Here is a 17,917-nt window from a genome sequence, read left to right as displayed (position 1 = left end):
GAGACTTTTCAGGTCAAGCGCACGGATATGCGCGGCGATTTAGGGTTTGGGCGTGGGATAGTCAATTGAGAGCAGTTGACGCCTTTGCATAACCGGAGTGATTGACGGACAGTCATTATGCGCTAATCCGCCGTCATGACACAGCGCTCTCCCCTCGCCCCCGCCGCTTTTCCTGACCTTCCCGCGATCGCCGGTGTGACTACGCGCGTGGCGCGGGCGCGGTACAAAAATTGGGATCGTTGCGACCTGACCTATGTGGAACTGACGGAAGGCACGGCGGTCGCGGGCGTAACGACGCAGAGCAAGTGCCCCTCGCCCGAGGTCGAATGGTGTCGCGACGCAATTCCACTGGGCTCCGCGCGGGCATTGGTGGTGAATGCGGGCAATGCCAACGCCTTTACCGGCCATCGCGGGCGCGCCGCAGTGGAAGCGATCGCTGCGAAGGTCGCCAATCATGTAGGTTGCCTGCCATCGGACGTTTTCATTTCCTCAACCGGCGTGATCGGCGTGCCGCTGCCTGTCGACAAGGCCGAGGCGGGACTGGAGGCGGCCTTTTCCGCAGAAGCCTGTGGCTGGGAAGAAGCAGCAAACACAATTGGGACGACGGATACCTATGCAAAGGGCGCGCGGACAAGCGCGATGATCGGCAATACGCGAGTAGAATTGGTAGGAATAATCAAAGGGTCGGGCATGATCGCGCCGGACATGGCGACGATGCTCGGCTATATCTTCACCGATGCGGCCGTTGAGCCCAAGCTGTTGCAGCAGATGCTCTCGACATCGAACCGGCGGACTTTCTCCTGCATCACGGTAGACAGCGACACTTCGACCAGCGACACGGTGCTGGCCTTCGCTACGGGCAAGGCAGGCAATGCGCGGCTAACGTCAATGGACGATGCGGGCGCGGACGCATTCCATGCTGCGCTTACCGACCTATGCCTGCAACTGGCGCACCTGGTGGTGCGCGACGGCGAAGGCGCGTCGAAGTTCATCGAGATTTGCGTGAACGGGGCGGAAAGCGACGCAAGCGCGCATCGTATTGCGCTGTCCATCGCCAATTCGCCGTTGGTCAAAACGGCCATCGCCGGCGAGGACGCCAATTGGGGGCGCGTGGTGATGGCGGTGGGCAAGGCGGGTGAACCTGCGGACCGCGACAAGCTGTCCATCCGTTTCGGCGCGACGCAGGTAGCGGCGGGCGGCCTGGCGGTCGAAGGTTATGACGAGGCGCCGGTCGTCGCGCATCTCAAAGGTCAGGATATCCAGATCGGCGTCGATCTGGGACTTGGCGAAGGCCGGGCGACGGTGTGGACCTGTGATCTGACGCACGGATATATCTCCATCAACGCGGATTATCGCAGCTGATGCCTATCGAGCTGCATGATCCTGTCGTTGCACTGATGCGCGACGTTGCGCGCGAAGTCATCATGCCGCGCTACCAGCATCTGCGCGCGGATGAGATCAGTGAGAAGGCGGCGGACGACCTTGTCACGATCGCGGACAAGGAAAGCGAGGTCCGGCTTGCGGAAGGGCTGATGAACATCCTGCCCGAAGCGGGTGTCATAGGCGAGGAAGCCTGCGCAGCCGATACCGCGATCCTGGAGCGCGCAGGCAAGGGGCTGAACTGGATCATCGACCCGATCGACGGTACGGGCAACTTCGCGGCTGGACGGCCGCCCTTCGGCATCATGATCGCGTTGGCCGATGAGGGTGTCACGCTGGCCGGATGGATACTGGATCCACTGACGGGGCGACTGTGCCACGCCATCCTGGGCGCGGGCAGTCATATCGATGGCGAACGGATACAGGCGCGCGAGAGCGACGACGCTCTCCCGGTGGCGGCGCTGGCCGTTTACTTCATGACGCCTGAAGAGCGCGCCGACATTCAGCGGCGGGCCGAGGGCAATTTCTCGCTGGTGGACATCCCGCGATGTGCGGCGGAGCAATATCCGCGGCTGGTGCTTGGGCAGAACGATGTGTCGGTCTTTGCCCGAACCCTGCCATGGGATCATGCGGCGGGGACGCTGTTCCTCAACGAAGCGGGAGGATGCTGCCAACGGCTTGATGGATCGCCCTATATGGTAGGGGATCTGCGCAGAGGATTGCTTGGCGCATCATCGCCACGATTGTGGAATGCGGCGGCGGACACATTATTCCGCTGACCGGAAGATCGCTGTCCTCCTGCCCGACTGACACAATCCGGCGCAAGTGACGGAGCCGCGACCCGCGCGGCCCCGTATCGACTTAAAGGACGCTTTCGATCCAGCCCTTGAGCGCACTCTTGGGGGCCGCGCCGACCTTGGTGGCCGCCGCTTCGCCATTTTTGAAAAGGATCATCGTCGGAATGCCGCGCACGCCATATTTACCCGGCGCCTCGGGATTTTCGTCAATGTTGATCTTGGCAATCGTGACCTTGTCGGCCAGTTCTTCGGAAATCTCTTCCAAGGCGGGGCCGATCATCTTGCACGGACCACACCATTCGGCCCAGAAATCGACGAGCACGGGCTTGTCGGCGTCAATTACGTCCGCCTGAAAGCTGAGGTCGGTGACTGCCTTGGTAGCCATATCAATATTCTCCTTCAATTGGCGGATATCTAGGATGGTGACGCATCCGTCTCAACGGGTGAGGGCGGCAAATTCTCCTGCGCGGGGTAGAAGCCCGGCTTGTGCGCCGCAAGAAGATCGTCTGGAAGCGCGATCAGCCGGGGCGCACTGGTATAAAGCAGCCCTGCCTCCACCCGGCGTCCGGGGAAAATGACCTGGAGCGCGGCCGTGTAGGCAGCCATCTGCCGTATGTGGGCGACGGGCACGTCATCGACCGTAAGCGGCGCAATGCGCCCTGTCTTGAAGTCGATCACCTGCACATGGTCCGGGGAAACGCATAACCGGTCCACCGTTCCTGCCACCACCACTTCGCCAACTACAGCTGCGACGGGGGCTTCAGCCAAAGCCCCTGGCGCGAACAGAGGTGCAAAATCGCTGTCCTCTATCACACGCAGCGCCTGTGCGATGACGTCATGGCGTACCAATGCATCCGCTGCGCCCTGCTGTTCAAGCCAGCGATCCGCGCGTTCCCGCCGCTGGTCTGGCGGCACATCCGGCAGCCGTTCGAACAGGGTGTGGAGCCAGCGTCCTCGCTCGCTCGCCGCACGCATAGCGGGCGTAGGCGGCGGATAGGGAACATTGTCCTCCACCGGCGCCGATGGTGCGAGAGGCTTGGGCGGCCGTGCTTCCTCCGGTGCGGGCTGGCGTAGCCATGCCGGTTCGGAAAAGTCCGCTTTTTCACCAGCAGTGACGGTCTCGGGCGGTCGCGCAGTCAATTCTTCGCTGCCACGCCAGCATCGCCGTGCGCCCCAGAGCGGGTCATCCTCCCACTCCGCGCCCAGCGCTATGAGCGCATTCTCGACCGCGCTGAACCAGCTTTCGGGCTGTGGCATGCCCCTGGCGCGGGGACCGAGCGAGCCGGTGACGATCAGCCTTTCTTCAGCGCGGGTCAGCGCGACGTAGAGCAACCGCCAATGCTCCTCCCGCTCCGCAGCGCGGGCGTCCTCCAGAACCCGACCGATCGGGCCAAGCCGCTCGGTCTTGCGCGGCGCCGGGATCGGCAGGCCATTCCATTCGAGCGAGTCGGCACGGGTCCCGGCGTCGGGATCGAGACAGGCGTCGGCCAGGATGACGACCGGCGCCTGCAAACCCTTTGCGCCATGAACCGTCAGCAGCCGAAGCGAATCGCCCTGGGCCGCAGCGTCGCGGACGATTTCCACCTCACCCCGGTCGAACCAATCGACGAAGCGTTGCAAGGATGGATGATCGTCCGTTTCGAATGCAAGCGCGGCGTTCAGCAGCTCCTCGATCGGGTCCGCGGCCTCTATGCCGAGCCGCTCGATCAAATGACGGCGGCCTTCCATAGGCCCAGACAGAATCGCTTCGAGATAACGATAAGGCGTCGTCAGGTCCGCGCGGCCCAGCAATGTCCGCAGCGGGGCGAGCCGTCCGTCGTCCAGCGTGCGGGTGAGATGTTGCCACAGCCCCGTGCGGCGACCCATGGCGCGCATCATCAGATCCTCCTGTGTCCATCCGATCAATGGCGAAACCAGCAGCGACGCGAGGTTCAAATCATCTTCCGGCTGTACCGCGAAGCGCAGGGCGGCCAGCAGGTCGCGCACGGCAAGGGGCGCATTCAGGCGGAGACGGTCGATCCCTGCCACGGCCACCCGCTCTTCATAGAGACGCGCGACGATCAGCCGTGCGAGTTCGCTGCGGCGGCGCACCAGGATCATGATGTCACCGGCGGTGATCGGACGACCCCGGCTTTCGAGCATCATGCCATCGTCGATCCACCGGCGGATCTGGCGAGCGATATTCTGCGCGAGGAGCCGCTCCTGATCCGCGGCCCAATCCTCCTCCCCTTCCGTGTCGTCCGACAGGCCGGCGATGGCGGGCTTCCACAGCAGAACTTCGCCGGGAAAACGATTGGCGCTGATATGCCGAACCGCACCTTGAGGAAGGCCCAGCCGCTCGGCGTTCAGGGTCGCGATAGTATGATCGACCACATCGAGGACGGCAGGGGTTGAGCGAAAGCTGCGTTCCAGCGAAAGGTCGTGAAAAGGATGGTCTGCATCCTGTGCGTGGCGCTGGAACAGGATCTGCGCAGCGGCGAAAGCCTGCGGACTGGTGCCTTGAAAGCCGAAGATGGCCTGCTTGAAATCACCGACGGTGAAGATTGTGCGGACACGATCGCCCTTTGCGCCCTCGCCCGCGAAAAATTCGGCGGCTAGCGACCCTACGATCTGCCACTGACTGACATTGGTGTCCTGCGCTTCATCGACCATGATGTGATCGATCCGCTGATCGAGCTTGTAGCGAATCCAGTCGGCAATGCCGGGCTGCGACAGAAGCTCTGCGGTACGGGCGATAAGGTCGTTGAAGTCCACCGCGCCAGCACGTTGTTTCGCTTCACCATATGCACGTGCATAAGCGCGGCCTGCGTGAAGCGCCTGGGCGAGGAAATCGGCGTAGGCGGCAAGCGCCTTGACGCCCAACAGCTCGGCGCAGTGGGCATGGAGCCGCGCGCTTGCTTCGCCATAGCCATCGACCGGAGGAACCCAGCCCTTGGCGGAGATGATGTCGCCGTCCGCCTTCTTCGCCCATGCGGCGTGCAAATCCTCCAATGTTTCCGCCCGCCCGGCGGCATCGAGCGAGCGCCACCGGGCGATGCGGTCGCAGCGTTCCAGTGCGCGGCCAGTGCCCCAATCCGCATTGGCCTGCGCGATCCAGGCCAGCGTCCGCATGTCGAATTGGACATCATCGCACTGGCTGGCGATATGGGCGCTGATGTCGCCTTCGGGCAGGCCAAGTTCGCGGTAGAGCCAGATGGCGATGTCGTCTGGCAGTTGTTCAAGCGCCGGGAGGTGCGATGCGCAGCGCAACAGGAATTGCTCCGCTCCGCCTTCGCCCAAACGCAGGCTGATCGCTTGAAGCGTCTCCATCAGGCGGTCGTCGCCCTGTTCCTGCGCCCGCACGACCAGGTCCGCGAGCGTCTGGCGAGCCAGCGTCGCCTGCTCGCGCTGGTCGAGAGGGCGAAAGCCGGGCGGCAGGTCGGCTTCCAGCGGGAAAGCGGTCAACAGTTGCTGGCAGAAGCCATGGATGGTCTGGATACGCAGCCCGCCACCCGTGGATTCCAGCACTTCGGCAAAGAGACGGCGAGCGCGATCGCGCGCTTCAGGCCCGGACTCCTCGTGAAGCGCCTCCAGGTCGTTGAAGAGTTCGGCCTCCTCCATCTGAACCCAGGCGGCGAGACGATCGTGGATGCGGTCGGCCATTTCCGCCGCCCCGGCCTTGGTGAAGGTGAGGCAGAGGATATTTTCCGGTCTCACGCCCTGAAGCAGCAGGCGAAACACGCGAGCAGTCAGCACATGGGTCTTGCCCGTCCCGGCCGACGCCGAAAGCCACACATGGGCGTCGGGCGCGGCGGCAAGCGCCTGCGCGCCTGCAAGCGGCTGAAGGGCGCTGGATTTCCTAGCCATCGTCGCGCCCATACCATTCTTCCAACCGCATGAGCTGGTCATAATCGCCATAGCTGGCGACTTCGGGGTTCACTTGCGCGTCAAATGGCGCCTGACCGGTCAGATAGGCGCCTGCCACTTCCTCGAACCGGGCGTGAACGAACGAGGTGAAGTCCGCCGTGACGATCTTGTCGCGCTTGCCCAGCGGATCGACGGGGGTGTCACGATAGCCGAAGGCATCATTCTTTTTGGCGAGCGACCAATATTCGAAACATCCAGCGGTTCGCTCTCCTTCGACCGCCGGGAATCCGCCCTGTTCGGCGATCAGGCCAAGCAGTCCCAATTGCAGGGAATAGCCTGCCCGCACCTGCTTCGCGCTGGGCGGCTTGCCGGTTTTATAATCGACGATGGCGAGCGAACCGTCCGGCATACGGTCTATCCGGTCGGCCTTGCCGGTCAGGGTGACGCCCGCGATATCGGCCCTGCCGTCACTTTCCACCGCCAATATCGTGCGGCCCGCTGCCTGATCGGCTGCGACCTCCGCAGCGATCCAGCGGATCGCTTCGATCAGGCGGGGCTGCCACAAAGCCTTGAGCAGCGGGTGGACATCCGGCCGATCGAACATGGCGCGGGCGCGGGCTTCCAGGTCGGCAGGATCGCGTCCCGCCTCCGCCCAACGCTGGAGGATTTCATGCACAGCCGTCCCACGCCATGCCGGGCCCGCATCGGCGTCGATAGGATCAAGCCGGTTCAGCCTCAGGATGCGCTTGGCGTAGAAAGCATAAGGGTCAGCCTTCAAACGATCGACATCCGTAACCGGGATCAGCTTTGGCCGGACCGAGGCGGGCGGCGCTGGCGCGGGACGCCGGCTGGGTTTGTGAACGGCCGGGCGGTCCAGTGCATGTGCAAGAGCGGCATAGCGATCAGCGCTTTTCCATTGTGGCCCAGCCATGGCCTTCAACCGCAGCCAGAAGCGGGATGCGACAGCAGGACCGCTGGCCCCTCTCTTTGCCCGCGTGATAAGAACGTGCGGCGCGCCCAGAGCGCTCCCAAAGTCATGGGCCGCACGACCGATGCGGCTTTCCAATCCGGGTAGGCCAAGCTCACGCCGTATACGCGGAGCCAGCCACGGGTCGGGCGACGGCAGGCCGGGCCATGTGCCCTCGTTAAGGCCGCCCAGAATCATGACGTCAGCCTGCACCAATTGCGCCTCGATCAGGCCCAATATGGCGATGCGCGGATGCCCGCCTTGCGCCGGCCTTACGGACAGGCCCCCCAACATGTGGTCGAGAAGTACCGGGAGCGCGCGAATGTCGGCCTGCTGCGGCCCTTCGGCAGCGGCTTGCTCCATTTCCGCAAACAGATCCGCCGCCGCCCGGCCCTGCACGCCGGCCCAGACCGCATCGCCGGTCAATGCCCCGGCCACATCCCGGATTGTTGCCAGCTGCACGATAAAATTCGGCGCTGACGTCAATATCTGCTCCAGCGGAAGGAGCAGTGTGCGTGCGGTCTGCCACCATTGCAGCACTGAGGCGCGCAGGGTGCGCTGGCGATCCTCCCCGTCCCGCGCGGCCAAGAGCATATCGATGCCCTGAAGGCCTGCCGGAGGACGCGGGCCGCGCAGCAACAGGTCCAGCCCACGCACGCCCTCCAGCCAGGGCAGACGCTCCTCACCGCGCATGACCAGCGGATGCTTCAGCAGCGTCAGCAGCGCGACCGGCGCAAAGCGTTCCGCAACTGCTTCGGCAAGCGCGATCAGCAAGGTGCCGGGCGGCAGGCGAGATAGGGGCAGGCCCGCGGAGTCATCGGCGGCTATTCCCCATCGAGCGAGATGAGCAGAAACGCGGGTAGCCAGTTGACGGTCCGGCGTTACCAGCGCAGCGGTGCGCCCCGGCGTCTCGATAGCTTCGCGCAGGGCAATCGCGATCGCCTGCGCTTCTTCGCCGGGTGTGGCCACCTCCAACGCTTCCACACCGCCCAGCGAGCGGTCGGCGGTCTTGAGGTCGCGCCATCGGCTCGTGAGGCGCGGAGGCAGCATCGCATTGGAAATATTGCGGCTACGGACGGCGCGGGCGTCATGCTCGCTGCCCCAGCGCCAGAGCGCGACATCGTCACGCGTCGCGCTCATTCGATCGAGCAGGCGTTTCAAGGCATATTGCGGGTGGGTTTCATGGCCCGCCGGCGCACGGCCAGAGATCGGATCTGCGGGGAATGGACCAATGGCATCCCATGCATCCTCGTCCATCTCCTGATCGAGCCCGGCGAACACGACGCTCCCGCGCGGCAATGTGGCGATGCGTCGCAGCAGGCTGGCAACCGCAGGCGCGGTTGTGGCCACGCCAGCGGCGATGACAAAGCCGGGCGGCGGCTCGACACCCCAGCGCGCCGCCAGCCGATCGAACAGGCGGTTGCGGCGATCGGCAAGGTCGATAAGGCCAAGGCGGGCCAGTTCCTCTGGCCAGCGGCGAATGAGGATGGAAAAGAGGTCGAGTGACCTTTGCCAATGGCCAGAAAGCTCGTCGGAAAGCGAAAGATCGGCAAGTGCGGTAACCGGCACCCTCTCAACCTGCATCTGGTCAAGCACCGCCCCTAGCGCCTGACCAAGTTTGATTGCCTGAGCCGCGTCGATAGGGTGACCGGACTCTTGTTGAACCATGCGCGCCAGGATCATCTGCCGCCGCATCGGGGTGATCGCAGGCGGGATCGCGTCCCCCTCCCCCAACGGATCGAGCGCGCCGCCAGCCTGTTCGCCAAGGTCAGGATCCCCGATTGCCACCAGCCTGGGGAGCAATAGTCCACCGCCAGACCGGCGGACGAAGGCGTCGCTAACGGCGCGAATGGCGCGGTTGGTCGGCAACAGGATAATCCCGTGCGCGAGCGCCATGGCGTCACCACCATGCTGGGCGATGATCCCGGCGGCCAGCGCATCAGAGAAGGCGCGATGCGCGGGAATGTTGAACAAGGCTGGCCGGGTGCGATCACCCATGAGCGAGCATCGACTCCACGATGGGAATGGCGCGCGGCGTGCCAACATCGAACCAGAGACCCTGATGCGATACGCCGTAGAGGCGGCCCGCCTCTATGGCCCGGTTCCAGAAAATGTTGGTCGAAAACACGTCAGATGGCGGATCGACCAGCAGGCTGGGCGAGAGGATCTGAACGCCTGTAAAGACGAACGGCGCGACGTGCGCGGGCTTTCGGCGGCTAAGCCGTCCCGAAGCGTCCATGTGAAAATCACCGGGGCCGGTGTGGCAATGCGCCCTGGCGAGCGGCACGAGCAGCAACAGCGCATCCATTCTGTCGGGATTCCAAAGACGCTGCATCATGCCCAACGTCTCCTGCGGCCCGTCAATCCACAGATTGTCGCTGTTAGCGCAGAAGAATGGCTTGTCGCCCAGCAGTTCACGGGCATGTATCAGCCCACCGCCGGTTTCCAGCAGCTTGGCTCGCTCGTCGGATATCAGCACCTGCATACCGTCGCGCTGGGCGTGCAGGTGCGCTTCCACCGTGTCGGCGAGATAATGGACGTTCACCACTACCTTCTGGATGCCCCCGGCGGCCAGCCGGGCGAGCGCATGGTCCATCAAGGGCTTGCCCGCGACCTTGACCAGCGGCTTTGGCCGGGTGGCCGTCAGCGGACGCATCCGCTTGCCCAGGCCCGCCGCCATCAACATTGCCGTGTCGATCATGCCGGAGCCTGATCCTCAAGGGCTGCATGGCGCATCTCCGCCTGGATATTGGCGTCGAACCAGTCAGCTACCGGTGCAAGGGCAGGATGCGCCAGATCGCGCTCCAACAGTCCCCACATGCGGGGCAGGAACGACAGGTAACGAGGCTTTCCGTCCCTCTTCCAAAGGCGAGTGAAGATCCCGATGATCTTCGCATTGCGTTGCGCGCCCAGCACCGCATAGGCAGCATCGAAGTCGGCGGGTGCATTGGCCAGCGTGCGATAATGGTCGAGCATTGCAGCTTCAACGGCGGGTGAGACATCGCGCCGTGCGTCCTGAAGCAATGATACGAGATCATAGGCGGGATGGCCTGCCAATGCGTCCTGAAAATCAAGCAGGCCCAGCCCCCGCGCCTCGGGCCGGTCGATCAGCATGATATTTTCAGCGTGGTAATCGCGTAGCACAGTGACAACGGGACTGGCGGACTGCTCGACGATCGGCAGCACCGCGTCCCAGGCGCGAACATGAGCGTCCACATCCACGGCCAGGCCGATAGCCGGGCAATACCATTCGGTGAGCAGGCCAGCCTCTCGCTGATAGACCTCCCGGTCGTAGGGCGGCACATCAGCGGCAGGCAGGCGATGGAGATCGGCGAGCAACGCGACAGCGCGCGTGTAAACCTCAACCTCGTCGGCGGGGTTTTCGTCGAGATGTTCCTTGAGCCGCAGATCACCGAAATCCTCGATCAGCACCAGACCCTGATCGAGATCACGGGCCAGGATGGCTGGCGCTGCAAATCCGTGTCCGACCAGATGTTCGGCCACGGCGATGAAGGGACGCGGGTCCTCATGCGGTGGCGGCGCGTCCATAAGCACTGCGCGGCGGTGGCCATCGACAACGCGGAAATAACGACGGAAAGAGGCGTCACCCGCGAGCGGAACAACCGCGGCACTGCCCCATCCAGCTTGCGCAAGGAAAGCGGGAGCAGCGGCGGGCGGGATCATATCTGCGACCATCGATCCGTCCAAGCGTCCGGCACGCGCGCTGTCAAGCGGCGTGCGCCATCGGGTTCAATGTCGATGCGGAGCCGCAGCGCATCCGGCCAGGCATCCGGTCCCATGCGCTCGGGCCATTCGACGATCAGCAGGCTATCCATGAGGTAATAGTCGAGCCCCAGTTCCTCCGCCTCGTCCACGCGATCCAGCCGGTAGAGATCGACATGGGCGACCGGCAGCTTGACCTCCGGAACATCATAGGGTTGTACGATGGCGAAACTGGGACTTGGCGCTTCGCCTTTCAGGCCCAACCCCTCCAATATACCGCGCGCCAAAGTCGTCTTGCCCGCACCCAGCCCGCCTTCGAGCGCGATCACGTCTCCGATGCGCGCCATTTCCGCAAAGCGACGGCCAAACGCCAGCATGGCCGCTTCATCCGCCAAAACCAGTGCAGGTTCAGCCACGGGGAAGCTCGATCACCGCCATCGTGCCCTGCCCCGGTTCGGATACGAGTTGCAGGCTTCCGCCATGCGCTTCGGCGAGCTGCTTTGCGAGTGGCAGGCCAATGCCAGCCTTCTCGCCGCTGCGCGCCTGCTCCGCCCGCGCGGCTGCGTCGAAAATCGTCGCTTGGCGCGGAACGCTGATGCCGGGTCCGTTGTCCGACACGACCAGTCGAGCGCTTTCGCCGCTGCCGTCCCCATGTAGCAGCACGCGCGCGCCCCGCCCGCTGTAGCAAACCGCATTTTCCAGTAGATGATCCAACGCCTGGCCAATCCTGCGCCTGTCGCCTTCAACCTGACCGAGCGTGTCATGCAGCGATAGAGCAAGATCGATCCCCTTGGCCTCTGCGTCGCCCTTGATACGTGCGACGCTGTCCTTCGCCAGCTGGGCAAGATCAACGGGTGCGCGGTCGATCGGCAGGGTTCCTGCTTCGCCCTGGGTCAGGTCCAGCACATTGTCGATCAGCATGGAAAGGCGACTGGTGCTTTGCAGGATGCCATCGACATATTCCTTTGCCGACTCGCTCATCTCGCCCGCATAGCCCGCGCTCATCATTTCGGCGAAGCCGGCGATGGTGGTGAGCGGGGTCCGCAGCTCATAGCTCATATTGGTCACGAAGGCTGTCTTGACCCGATCAGCCTGCTCCAGCGCTTCGTTGCGGTCGCGCAGCACCTGCTCCACACGGCGGCTGTCGGTGACGTCCAGCATGGTGAAAAGGGCATTGCCGTCAGGAAGTGGAATGGCGGCAAATTCAAAGATACGACCGTCAGCGAACCCAACATGGCCCACGCGCTGCTTGCGCTCCACCGTGGCTGCACGGACCAGTTCCCGGACAAGATTGGCTTGTTGCGGCTTGGCAAGGCGCGACTGAACAGCGCGCAGCAATTCGTCGATGCGCGGATGCTGGGCCAGCAGATCTTCGGAAATATCCCAGATCGTGCGGAAACGGCTGTTCCACAGGGACAGGCGGCCATCGGATGAAAAGACGCCGATCGATTCGAACAGATTGTCGAAAGTCGCGGTACGGACGCGCAGCAAAGTGTCGCGCGCGCTGGAAAGCTGAACCTGTTCGGTTCGATCCTCGAATATGAGGAGCAGGCCGCCGTCGGGCAGCGGCTGGGCATAGACGCGCAAATGGGTGCCGTCAGCGAGAAGCCAGTTCTCCTCGCGCGGATCAGGCGAAAGAAACCAGTCGCGCCGTTCTGCTCGCCACGCGGGGAAATCCCGGTGCTCGGGCAATCGGCGCGCCTCGCGCATGCGGTCGAGTACCCGCTCGAAGACCGGTTGATCCGCCAGATGGTCCTGATCGAGACCAAACAGGCTCATGAACGGCTGATTCCAGAAACTCAGCGCCCGATCGGGTCCGAAGCGCGCCACGCCAGCGGACAGGCGATCGAGCAGGTCGCGCTGCGCCGCCTCCAGACGGCGATGCTCCACGCGCGCCTGTTCCAGTTCATTCTGGTCCATTGCAAAGCCAGCAACGCCCGCGTCGCCAAGAGGCACATCGACGACGCGCATCGTGCGCCTTTCGCCATCGATCGTGGCTGGCACAATGCGCTCCACCGCACAGCTTTCCGAGAGCGCCTGTTTCGCGGCCGCTTCCGGGGTAAGGCCACTTACGGTCTCAACCAGTTCCGTCCCCTGCGCGATGACTTCAGCCGCGCTATGGCCATCGACCGCGCGGACATAAGCGGCGTTGACCAAGCTAAGCCGCATGTCCGGCGTGCGATGCCACATCGGAAAGGGAGCGGCTTCAACAAGCCCCGCCAACGCCTCCAGTGCGTCGCGCAATTGCTCGACCCTGCTCTTCAATGCCTGGATTTCCGACTGGCTGTCGGTCGCGTCGAAGATCCAGAGGACGACACTGCCGCTTTCCGCCAGCGCCGGGCCTGCTGGTGCACCCCGCACCAGAAGCAGGCGCGTTGAGCCTTCGCCGCGCACGGGCAAAGCAAAGCTGCGCCCCGCCCGTTGCGCCGCCGCGATTTCCTGCGCGAGAACGGCTGCATCCTGCGGCTCCAGCCCCCCGTCAGCCGCCGTCAGGTCGGAAACGAAAGCAGGGACCCGGTCTTTGCCTAACCACTTCGCCAAGCGGTCGACGGCTTCGATCCGGCCGTCGGCATGTATGATGATGGGCGCTGCGGGCGCGGACCCGAGCAGGCTGGACAGGCGATCGAACTTGCCCTGCGCCTGCATCCCTTCGCGCCGCATGCGCCGGCCGGTGGACAAGGCCCAGACGGCGGCTGCAAGCCATCCGGCGAGCACGATCCCCAATATGACGGCTGCGAACGGGGTCAATGACGTCATTGCGCCTGCTTACCCCCCATCACGACCTGCCAGCCCCCTTTGCATGATTATCAGGGGACTAACCCAAGTCGCTGGCAGCGTGAAGCGCTTCGTGGAGAGCGCCAGCAAAAAAGGGGAGACTTTCGCCTCCCCTTTCCGGTTCGCTTAGTAGCGGTAGTGGTCCGGCTTGAACGGCCCTTCCTGCGTCACGCCGATATAGGCGGCCTGCTTGGGGGTCAGCTTGGACAGCTTCACGCCCAGTTTTTCCAGGTGAAGCGCAGCGACCTTTTCATCCAGATGCTTGGGAAGGACATAGACGTCGTTCTTATACTCATCCGACTTGGTCCACAGTTCGATCTGCGCCAGCACCTGATTGGTGAAGCTGGACGACATGACGAAGCTGGGGTGACCGGTGGCGCAACCCAGATTGACCAGACGGCCCTTCGCCAGGACGATGATCTTCTTGCCATCGGCGAATTCGACCTCATCGACCTGCGGCTTGATCTCCGTCCACTTCATATTGTTGAGACCGGCGATCTGGATCTCGCTGTCGAAGTGGCCGATATTGCAGACGATCGCCATGTTCTTCATCGCGCGCATGTGATCGACGGTGATGACGTCTTCATTGCCGGTCGCGGTGACGAAGATATCGGCGCGGGTAGCCGCTTCCTCCATCGTCACGACTTCATAGCCTTCCATCGCCGCCTGGAGCGCGCAGATGGGATCGACTTCGGTCACCAGAACGCGTGCGCCGCCGTTGCGGAGCGATGCGGCCGAACCCTTGCCAACGTCGCCGAAGCCCGCAACGCATGCGACCTTGCCAGCCAGCATCACGTCGGTTGCGCGACGGATAGCATCGACCAGCGATTCCTTGCAGCCGTAGAGATTATCGAACTTCGACTTTGTCACGCTGTCGTTGACGTTGATCGCCGGGAAGGGAAGCTTGCCCTTCTTCGCCAGTTCATACAGGCGGTGAACGCCGGTCGTGGTTTCTTCCGACACACCCTTGATCGCGGCTACGGTCTTGGTCAGGTAGCCCGGACGTTCGACCAGGAAACGCTTGAGCGTCGCGACGAAGATTTCTTCTTCCTCGTTACCGGGCGTGAACAGTTCTTCCCCTGCCTCAACCCGTGCGCCCCACAGCGCGAACATGGTGGCGTCGCCGCCATCGTCCAGGATCATGTTGCAGGTCGTATCACCCCAATCGAAGATACGGATGACATAATCCCAATATTCCTCCAGCGTCTCGCCCTTGACGGCGAAGACGGGGATGCCCCGCGCAGCGATGGCGGCTGCGGCATGGTCCTGCGTCGAGAAGATGTTGCACGAGGCCCAGCGGATTTCCGCGCCCAGTTCCGCCAGCGTTTCGATCAACACGGCGGTCTGGATCGTCATGTGCAGCGATCCGGTGATGCGCGCGCCTTTCAGCGGCTTGGTAGCGCCAAATTCCTGGCGCAGCGCCATGAGGCCGGGCATTTCGGTTTCGGCGATCTCGATTTCCTTGCGGCCGAAAGCGGCAAGGCTGATGTCGGCGATCACATAATCCTGCGCCTGAGCGGCGGGTGCGGTGGCCACGAGCGGGTCTCCATTGGTCTAGAATGTGCCGGAGCCGCTCGACGAACGAGACGGCGGCGATGGGCTGCGCTTTACCAATCGCGGCCCATGATGGCAACTCAATATAAAGTTTTCTTTATGTCGATGCTGCGCCCCGCCTGGCAACCCGACGGCGATCAATCCGGGAAATCCAGCGGCACTATCAGGCCGAGCCGGCGCCACTTACCAGATGAGAGGCATCGACTCCGGCTGCTGCATAGGCGGCAGCCCATTTTTTCCCGGCCGGAACGTCGAACAGCAGGTCCGCAGTGCATTGCGCCGGGAACCAGCTTTCTCCCGTCATTTCGCGGTCCAGTTGGCCCGCGCCCCAGCCCGCATAGCCGAGTGCAACAATGTAGCGGCTGGGGCCGGCGCCCTCCGCGATCGCCTTCAATATCTCGAGAGATCCGGACAGGCCCCAATCGGGTCCGACTTCCACTATGTCCTGCCCCTTCCAATCAAGCGAATGGAGCACAAAGCCGCGGCGCGGTTCGACAGGCCCGCCTCGCAACACCGGCACATCGGGTACATTGCGCGCGTCGATGTCGAAACTGTCGAGCAGATCGTGCAGCCCCACCCCGTCGATCTCATCGCTCACGGCGATTCCCAAGGCGCCATTTTCGTCGTGGACGCATATCGCCACCACGGAATGGTCGAAACGCATGTCCTCCATGCCCGGCAAGGCAAGCAGGAACTGACCGGCATAAGAGCGTGACTGGTTCATGGGTCGAATATACGCTGCTTTGCGCCTTTGCCAATGGCGGGCTGTCGTCCGCAGGAGGCAGTGCGGCACATTCGCAGGCCTTGACAGAGAGAGAGGCAGGGCCGACCTCACCCGCTCAACGGCAGGAGACAGCATATGACCATCGCCAAGGGGGATCGCATCCCTTCCGCCACCTTCACCAGGATGACCGATAATGGGCCCGAGCAGGTGTCTTCCGAAGAGTTTTTCGCAGGCCGGACCGTCGCCCTCTTTTCCGTACCGGGCGCATTCACCCCGACTTGCTCCGCCAAGCATTTGCCGGGTTTCGTCGAGAAAGCAGAAGCGCTGAAGGAAAAGGGCGTCGATGAAATCGCCTGCACCGCCGTCAACGACGCGTTCGTCATGGGCGCTTGGGGCAAGTCGGCGGGCGCGGATGACAAGGTCACCATGCTGGCGGACGGCAATGGCGATTTCGCCAAGGCGGTCGGCCTGACCATGGATGGGAGCAAGTTCGGCATGGGGACGCGGGGGCAGCGCTTCTCCATGATCGTCAAGGACGGCACGATTGCCGAACTGAACGTCGAGGAACCGGGCAGCTTCAGCGTATCATCCGCAGACCATCTTTTGAGCCAGCTCTGACCGGCAGGGCCGCGCGGCGTCATCAGCGCCGCGCAGCGTTCGCTTCCTTCCGTCACATATCTGCGGTAGCAAGGGTCGATGACCAAAAGCATCGGCAGCGCGGCGGTCGCGCAACTTGAGCGGATTTATCAGACCTCTATTGGAAATCTCCGCGAGGCCATGCAGGCTTACGGCCGCGATGGAAGCGTGCCTCCACCGGAGGCCAGATCCGACCGCCGATATTGCTATCCAGAACTCCGCATCATCCACCATGCGGAAACCGACGCGCCGCCACCCGGCAGATCCTTTGCCCGTCTTTCAAAGCCCGGTCTTTATGTCACCACGGTAACGCGGCCGGACATGTTTGCGGACTATCTGGCTGAGCAGATCGACCTGCTCGTCCGGGATTATGGCGTGGAGGTGGAAACGGGGATCAGCGATCAGCAAATCCCCTTCCCTTATGTGTTGGACGGCCTGGACATAAGCGCGCTGGACGGCATACCCCCGACCGAACTCGCACGGCACTTCCCCGCGACCGAACTGGCGCAGATCGGTGACGAAATCGCCGATGGCCTCTTCATGCCCAATGCCGCAGGGCAAAGACCTCTTGCCCTTTTTGACGGGCTTCGCACCGATTTCTCGCTTGCCCGGCTGAAACATTATACGGGCACCCCGGCGGAGCATGTGCAGCGCTATATCCTCTTCACCAACTATCATCGCTATGTCGATGAATTCGTTGATTGGGCGTGCGCGGAACTGCAGCGTGAAGCTACACCTTACACCGCGCTGTCGGGTGCGGGCGGCCTCTATGTAACGCGCGAAACGGCCGATCCCGCGCGGATGATCGCGGATAGCGCCTGGCGCCGTCACCAGATGCCTGCCTATCATCTGATCGCGCCCAATCGGAGCGGGATAACGCTCGTCAACATCGGCGTTGGCCCCGCAAATGCCAAGACGATTTGCGACCATCTTGCCGTGGTGCGCCCCGAAGCGTGGCTGATGATCGGCCATTGCGGGGGCCTTCGCCCCAGCCAGCGGATCGGCGATTATGTGCTGGCCCACGCCTATCTCCGCGATGACAAGGTGCTGGACGATATGCTGCCGCCCGAAATTCCGGTGCCGGCCATTGCAGAGGTGCAGGTGGCGCTCGCCAAGGCCGCCGAAGCGGTGCTGGGGGGCAATGACAGGGAAGATTTCAAGCGGCGGCTGCGCACGGGTACGGTGGTGACCACCGACGATCGCAACTGGGAACTGCGCTATTCCAGTTCCGCCCTGCGTTTCAGCCTGTCCCGTGCTGTCGGCATCGACATGGAGTCAGCAACCATCGCGGCGCAAGGCTACAGGTTTCGTGTGCCGTATGGAACGCTACTTTGCGTTTCGGACAAGCCGATCCACGGAGAACTAAAGCTGCCGGGGCAGGCAAATCGCTTCTATGAAGAAGCGATTGCCGGGCATCTGCGCGTGGGATTGATGACTTGTGAACTGCTGCGGAAGGAAGGCCCGCAGTTGCATAGCCGCAAGTTGCGGGCTTTCAACGAGCCGCCCTTCCGCTGA

At 63.3% G+C, this 17,917-nt stretch carries 13 protein-coding genes; 4 read left to right on the top strand and 9 right to left on the bottom strand.

Annotation, left to right across the window (positions count from 1 at the left end; genetic code table 11):
- Positions 1 to 135: 135 nt before the first annotated feature.
- Positions 136 to 1,362 carry a bifunctional glutamate N-acetyltransferase/amino-acid acetyltransferase ArgJ gene (gene argJ, locus B6S01_RS01625; protein ID WP_037468688.1) on the top strand — a complete coding sequence of 409 codons (1,227 nt, stop codon included), beginning with the start codon at positions 136 to 138 and terminating at the stop codon, positions 1,360 to 1,362.
- Positions 1,362 to 2,159 (top strand): inositol monophosphatase family protein, encoded by a 798-nt coding sequence (locus tag B6S01_RS01620; protein ID WP_037468687.1) that lies wholly within the window; start codon positions 1,362 to 1,364, stop codon positions 2,157 to 2,159. The genes argJ and B6S01_RS01620 overlap by 1 nt, the downstream gene beginning before the upstream one ends.
- Positions 2,160 to 2,241: 82 nt before the next feature.
- Here B6S01_RS01620 and trxA read toward each other — a convergent pair whose 3' ends face one another.
- The 9 genes from trxA to B6S01_RS01575 form a co-directional block, all read right to left on the bottom strand.
- Entirely contained in the window at positions 2,242 to 2,562 is a 321-nt protein-coding gene (trxA, locus tag B6S01_RS01615; protein ID WP_037468686.1) for a thioredoxin TrxA, read from the bottom strand.
- A gap of 29 nt (positions 2,563 to 2,591) precedes the next feature.
- Positions 2,592 to 6,035 carry a double-strand break repair helicase AddA gene (gene addA / locus B6S01_RS01610; RefSeq protein ID WP_037468685.1) on the bottom strand — a complete coding sequence of 1,148 codons (3,444 nt, stop codon included), beginning with the start codon at positions 6,033 to 6,035 and terminating at the stop codon, positions 2,592 to 2,594.
- Positions 6,016 to 8,988: a double-strand break repair protein AddB gene (addB, locus tag B6S01_RS01605; RefSeq protein WP_037468683.1), complete on the bottom strand. Its 2,973-nt coding sequence runs from the start codon at positions 8,986 to 8,988 to the stop codon at positions 6,016 to 6,018. Before addB ends, addA begins: the two co-directional genes overlap by 20 nt.
- Positions 8,981 to 9,691 (bottom strand): nucleotidyltransferase family protein, encoded by a 711-nt coding sequence (locus B6S01_RS01600; protein WP_037468681.1) that lies wholly within the window; start codon positions 9,689 to 9,691, stop codon positions 8,981 to 8,983. The genes addB and B6S01_RS01600 overlap by 8 nt, the downstream gene beginning before the upstream one ends.
- Complete coding sequence (locus B6S01_RS01595) at positions 9,688 to 10,674, bottom strand: aminoglycoside phosphotransferase family protein (RefSeq protein ID WP_037468745.1); 987 nt, start codon at positions 10,672 to 10,674, stop codon at positions 9,688 to 9,690. The genes B6S01_RS01600 and B6S01_RS01595 overlap by 4 nt, the downstream gene beginning before the upstream one ends.
- Entirely contained in the window at positions 10,671 to 11,090 is a 420-nt protein-coding gene (tsaE, locus tag B6S01_RS01590; RefSeq protein ID WP_409372960.1) for a tRNA (adenosine(37)-N6)-threonylcarbamoyltransferase complex ATPase subunit type 1 TsaE, read from the bottom strand. Before tsaE ends, B6S01_RS01595 begins: the two co-directional genes overlap by 4 nt.
- Positions 11,091 to 11,121: 31 nt before the next feature.
- Positions 11,122 to 13,470, bottom strand: coding sequence for a PAS domain-containing sensor histidine kinase (locus B6S01_RS01585; protein ID WP_037468678.1), 2,349 nt, complete (start codon positions 13,468 to 13,470; stop codon positions 11,122 to 11,124).
- Between the two features lie 144 nt (positions 13,471 to 13,614).
- Positions 13,615 to 15,024 (bottom strand): adenosylhomocysteinase, encoded by a 1,410-nt coding sequence (gene ahcY, locus B6S01_RS01580; protein ID WP_037468677.1) that lies wholly within the window; start codon positions 15,022 to 15,024, stop codon positions 13,615 to 13,617.
- A gap of 181 nt (positions 15,025 to 15,205) precedes the next feature.
- The gene (locus tag B6S01_RS01575; RefSeq protein ID WP_037468676.1) at positions 15,206 to 15,766 is read right to left on the bottom strand and encodes a YqgE/AlgH family protein; all 561 of its coding nucleotides are present in this window, start codon (positions 15,764 to 15,766) and stop codon (positions 15,206 to 15,208) included.
- Positions 15,767 to 15,901: 135 nt separating this feature from the next.
- Between B6S01_RS01575 and B6S01_RS01570 the strand changes: the two genes are divergently transcribed.
- Together B6S01_RS01570 and B6S01_RS01565 are read left to right on the top strand one after the other, a co-directional pair.
- Positions 15,902 to 16,384, top strand: coding sequence for a peroxiredoxin (locus tag B6S01_RS01570; RefSeq protein WP_037468675.1), 483 nt, complete (start codon positions 15,902 to 15,904; stop codon positions 16,382 to 16,384).
- Between the two features lie 78 nt (positions 16,385 to 16,462).
- On the top strand, positions 16,463 to 17,917 hold the full coding sequence (locus B6S01_RS01565; protein ID WP_037468674.1) for an AMP nucleosidase: 1,455 nt from the start codon (positions 16,463 to 16,465) through the stop codon (positions 17,915 to 17,917).

Source organism: Sphingobium herbicidovorans (genome assembly GCF_002080435.1).
Taxonomy (GTDB): domain Bacteria; phylum Pseudomonadota; class Alphaproteobacteria; order Sphingomonadales; family Sphingomonadaceae; genus Sphingobium; species Sphingobium herbicidovorans.
This window is presented reverse-complemented; position numbering and strand designations above follow the sequence as displayed.

Excerpts from the sequence above, each read along its gene's own strand:
- argJ (WP_037468688.1), top strand. The coding sequence starts at position 136 with ATGACACAGCGCTCTCCCCTCGCCCCCGCCGCTTTTCCTGACCTTCCC.
- B6S01_RS01620 (WP_037468687.1), top strand. The coding sequence starts at position 1,362 with ATGCCTATCGAGCTGCATGATCCTGTCGTTGCACTGATGCGCGACGTT.
- trxA (WP_037468686.1), bottom strand. The coding sequence starts at position 2,562 with ATGGCTACCAAGGCAGTCACCGACCTCAGCTTTCAGGCGGACGTAATT.
- addA (WP_037468685.1), bottom strand. The coding sequence starts at position 6,035 with ATGGGCGCGACGATGGCTAGGAAATCCAGCGCCCTTCAGCCGCTTGCA.
- addB (WP_037468683.1), bottom strand. The coding sequence starts at position 8,988 with ATGGGTGATCGCACCCGGCCAGCCTTGTTCAACATTCCCGCGCATCGC.
- B6S01_RS01600 (WP_037468681.1), bottom strand. The coding sequence starts at position 9,691 with ATGATCGACACGGCAATGTTGATGGCGGCGGGCCTGGGCAAGCGGATG.
- B6S01_RS01595 (WP_037468745.1), bottom strand. The coding sequence starts at position 10,674 with ATGATCCCGCCCGCCGCTGCTCCCGCTTTCCTTGCGCAAGCTGGATGG.
- tsaE (WP_409372960.1), bottom strand. The coding sequence starts at position 11,090 with ATGCTGGCGTTTGGCCGTCGCTTTGCGGAAATGGCGCGCATCGGAGAC.
- B6S01_RS01585 (WP_037468678.1), bottom strand. The coding sequence starts at position 13,470 with ATGACGTCATTGACCCCGTTCGCAGCCGTCATATTGGGGATCGTGCTC.
- B6S01_RS01575 (WP_037468676.1), bottom strand. The coding sequence starts at position 15,766 with ATGAACCAGTCACGCTCTTATGCCGGTCAGTTCCTGCTTGCCTTGCCG.
- B6S01_RS01570 (WP_037468675.1), top strand. The coding sequence starts at position 15,902 with ATGACCATCGCCAAGGGGGATCGCATCCCTTCCGCCACCTTCACCAGG.
- B6S01_RS01565 (WP_037468674.1), top strand. The coding sequence starts at position 16,463 with ATGACCAAAAGCATCGGCAGCGCGGCGGTCGCGCAACTTGAGCGGATT.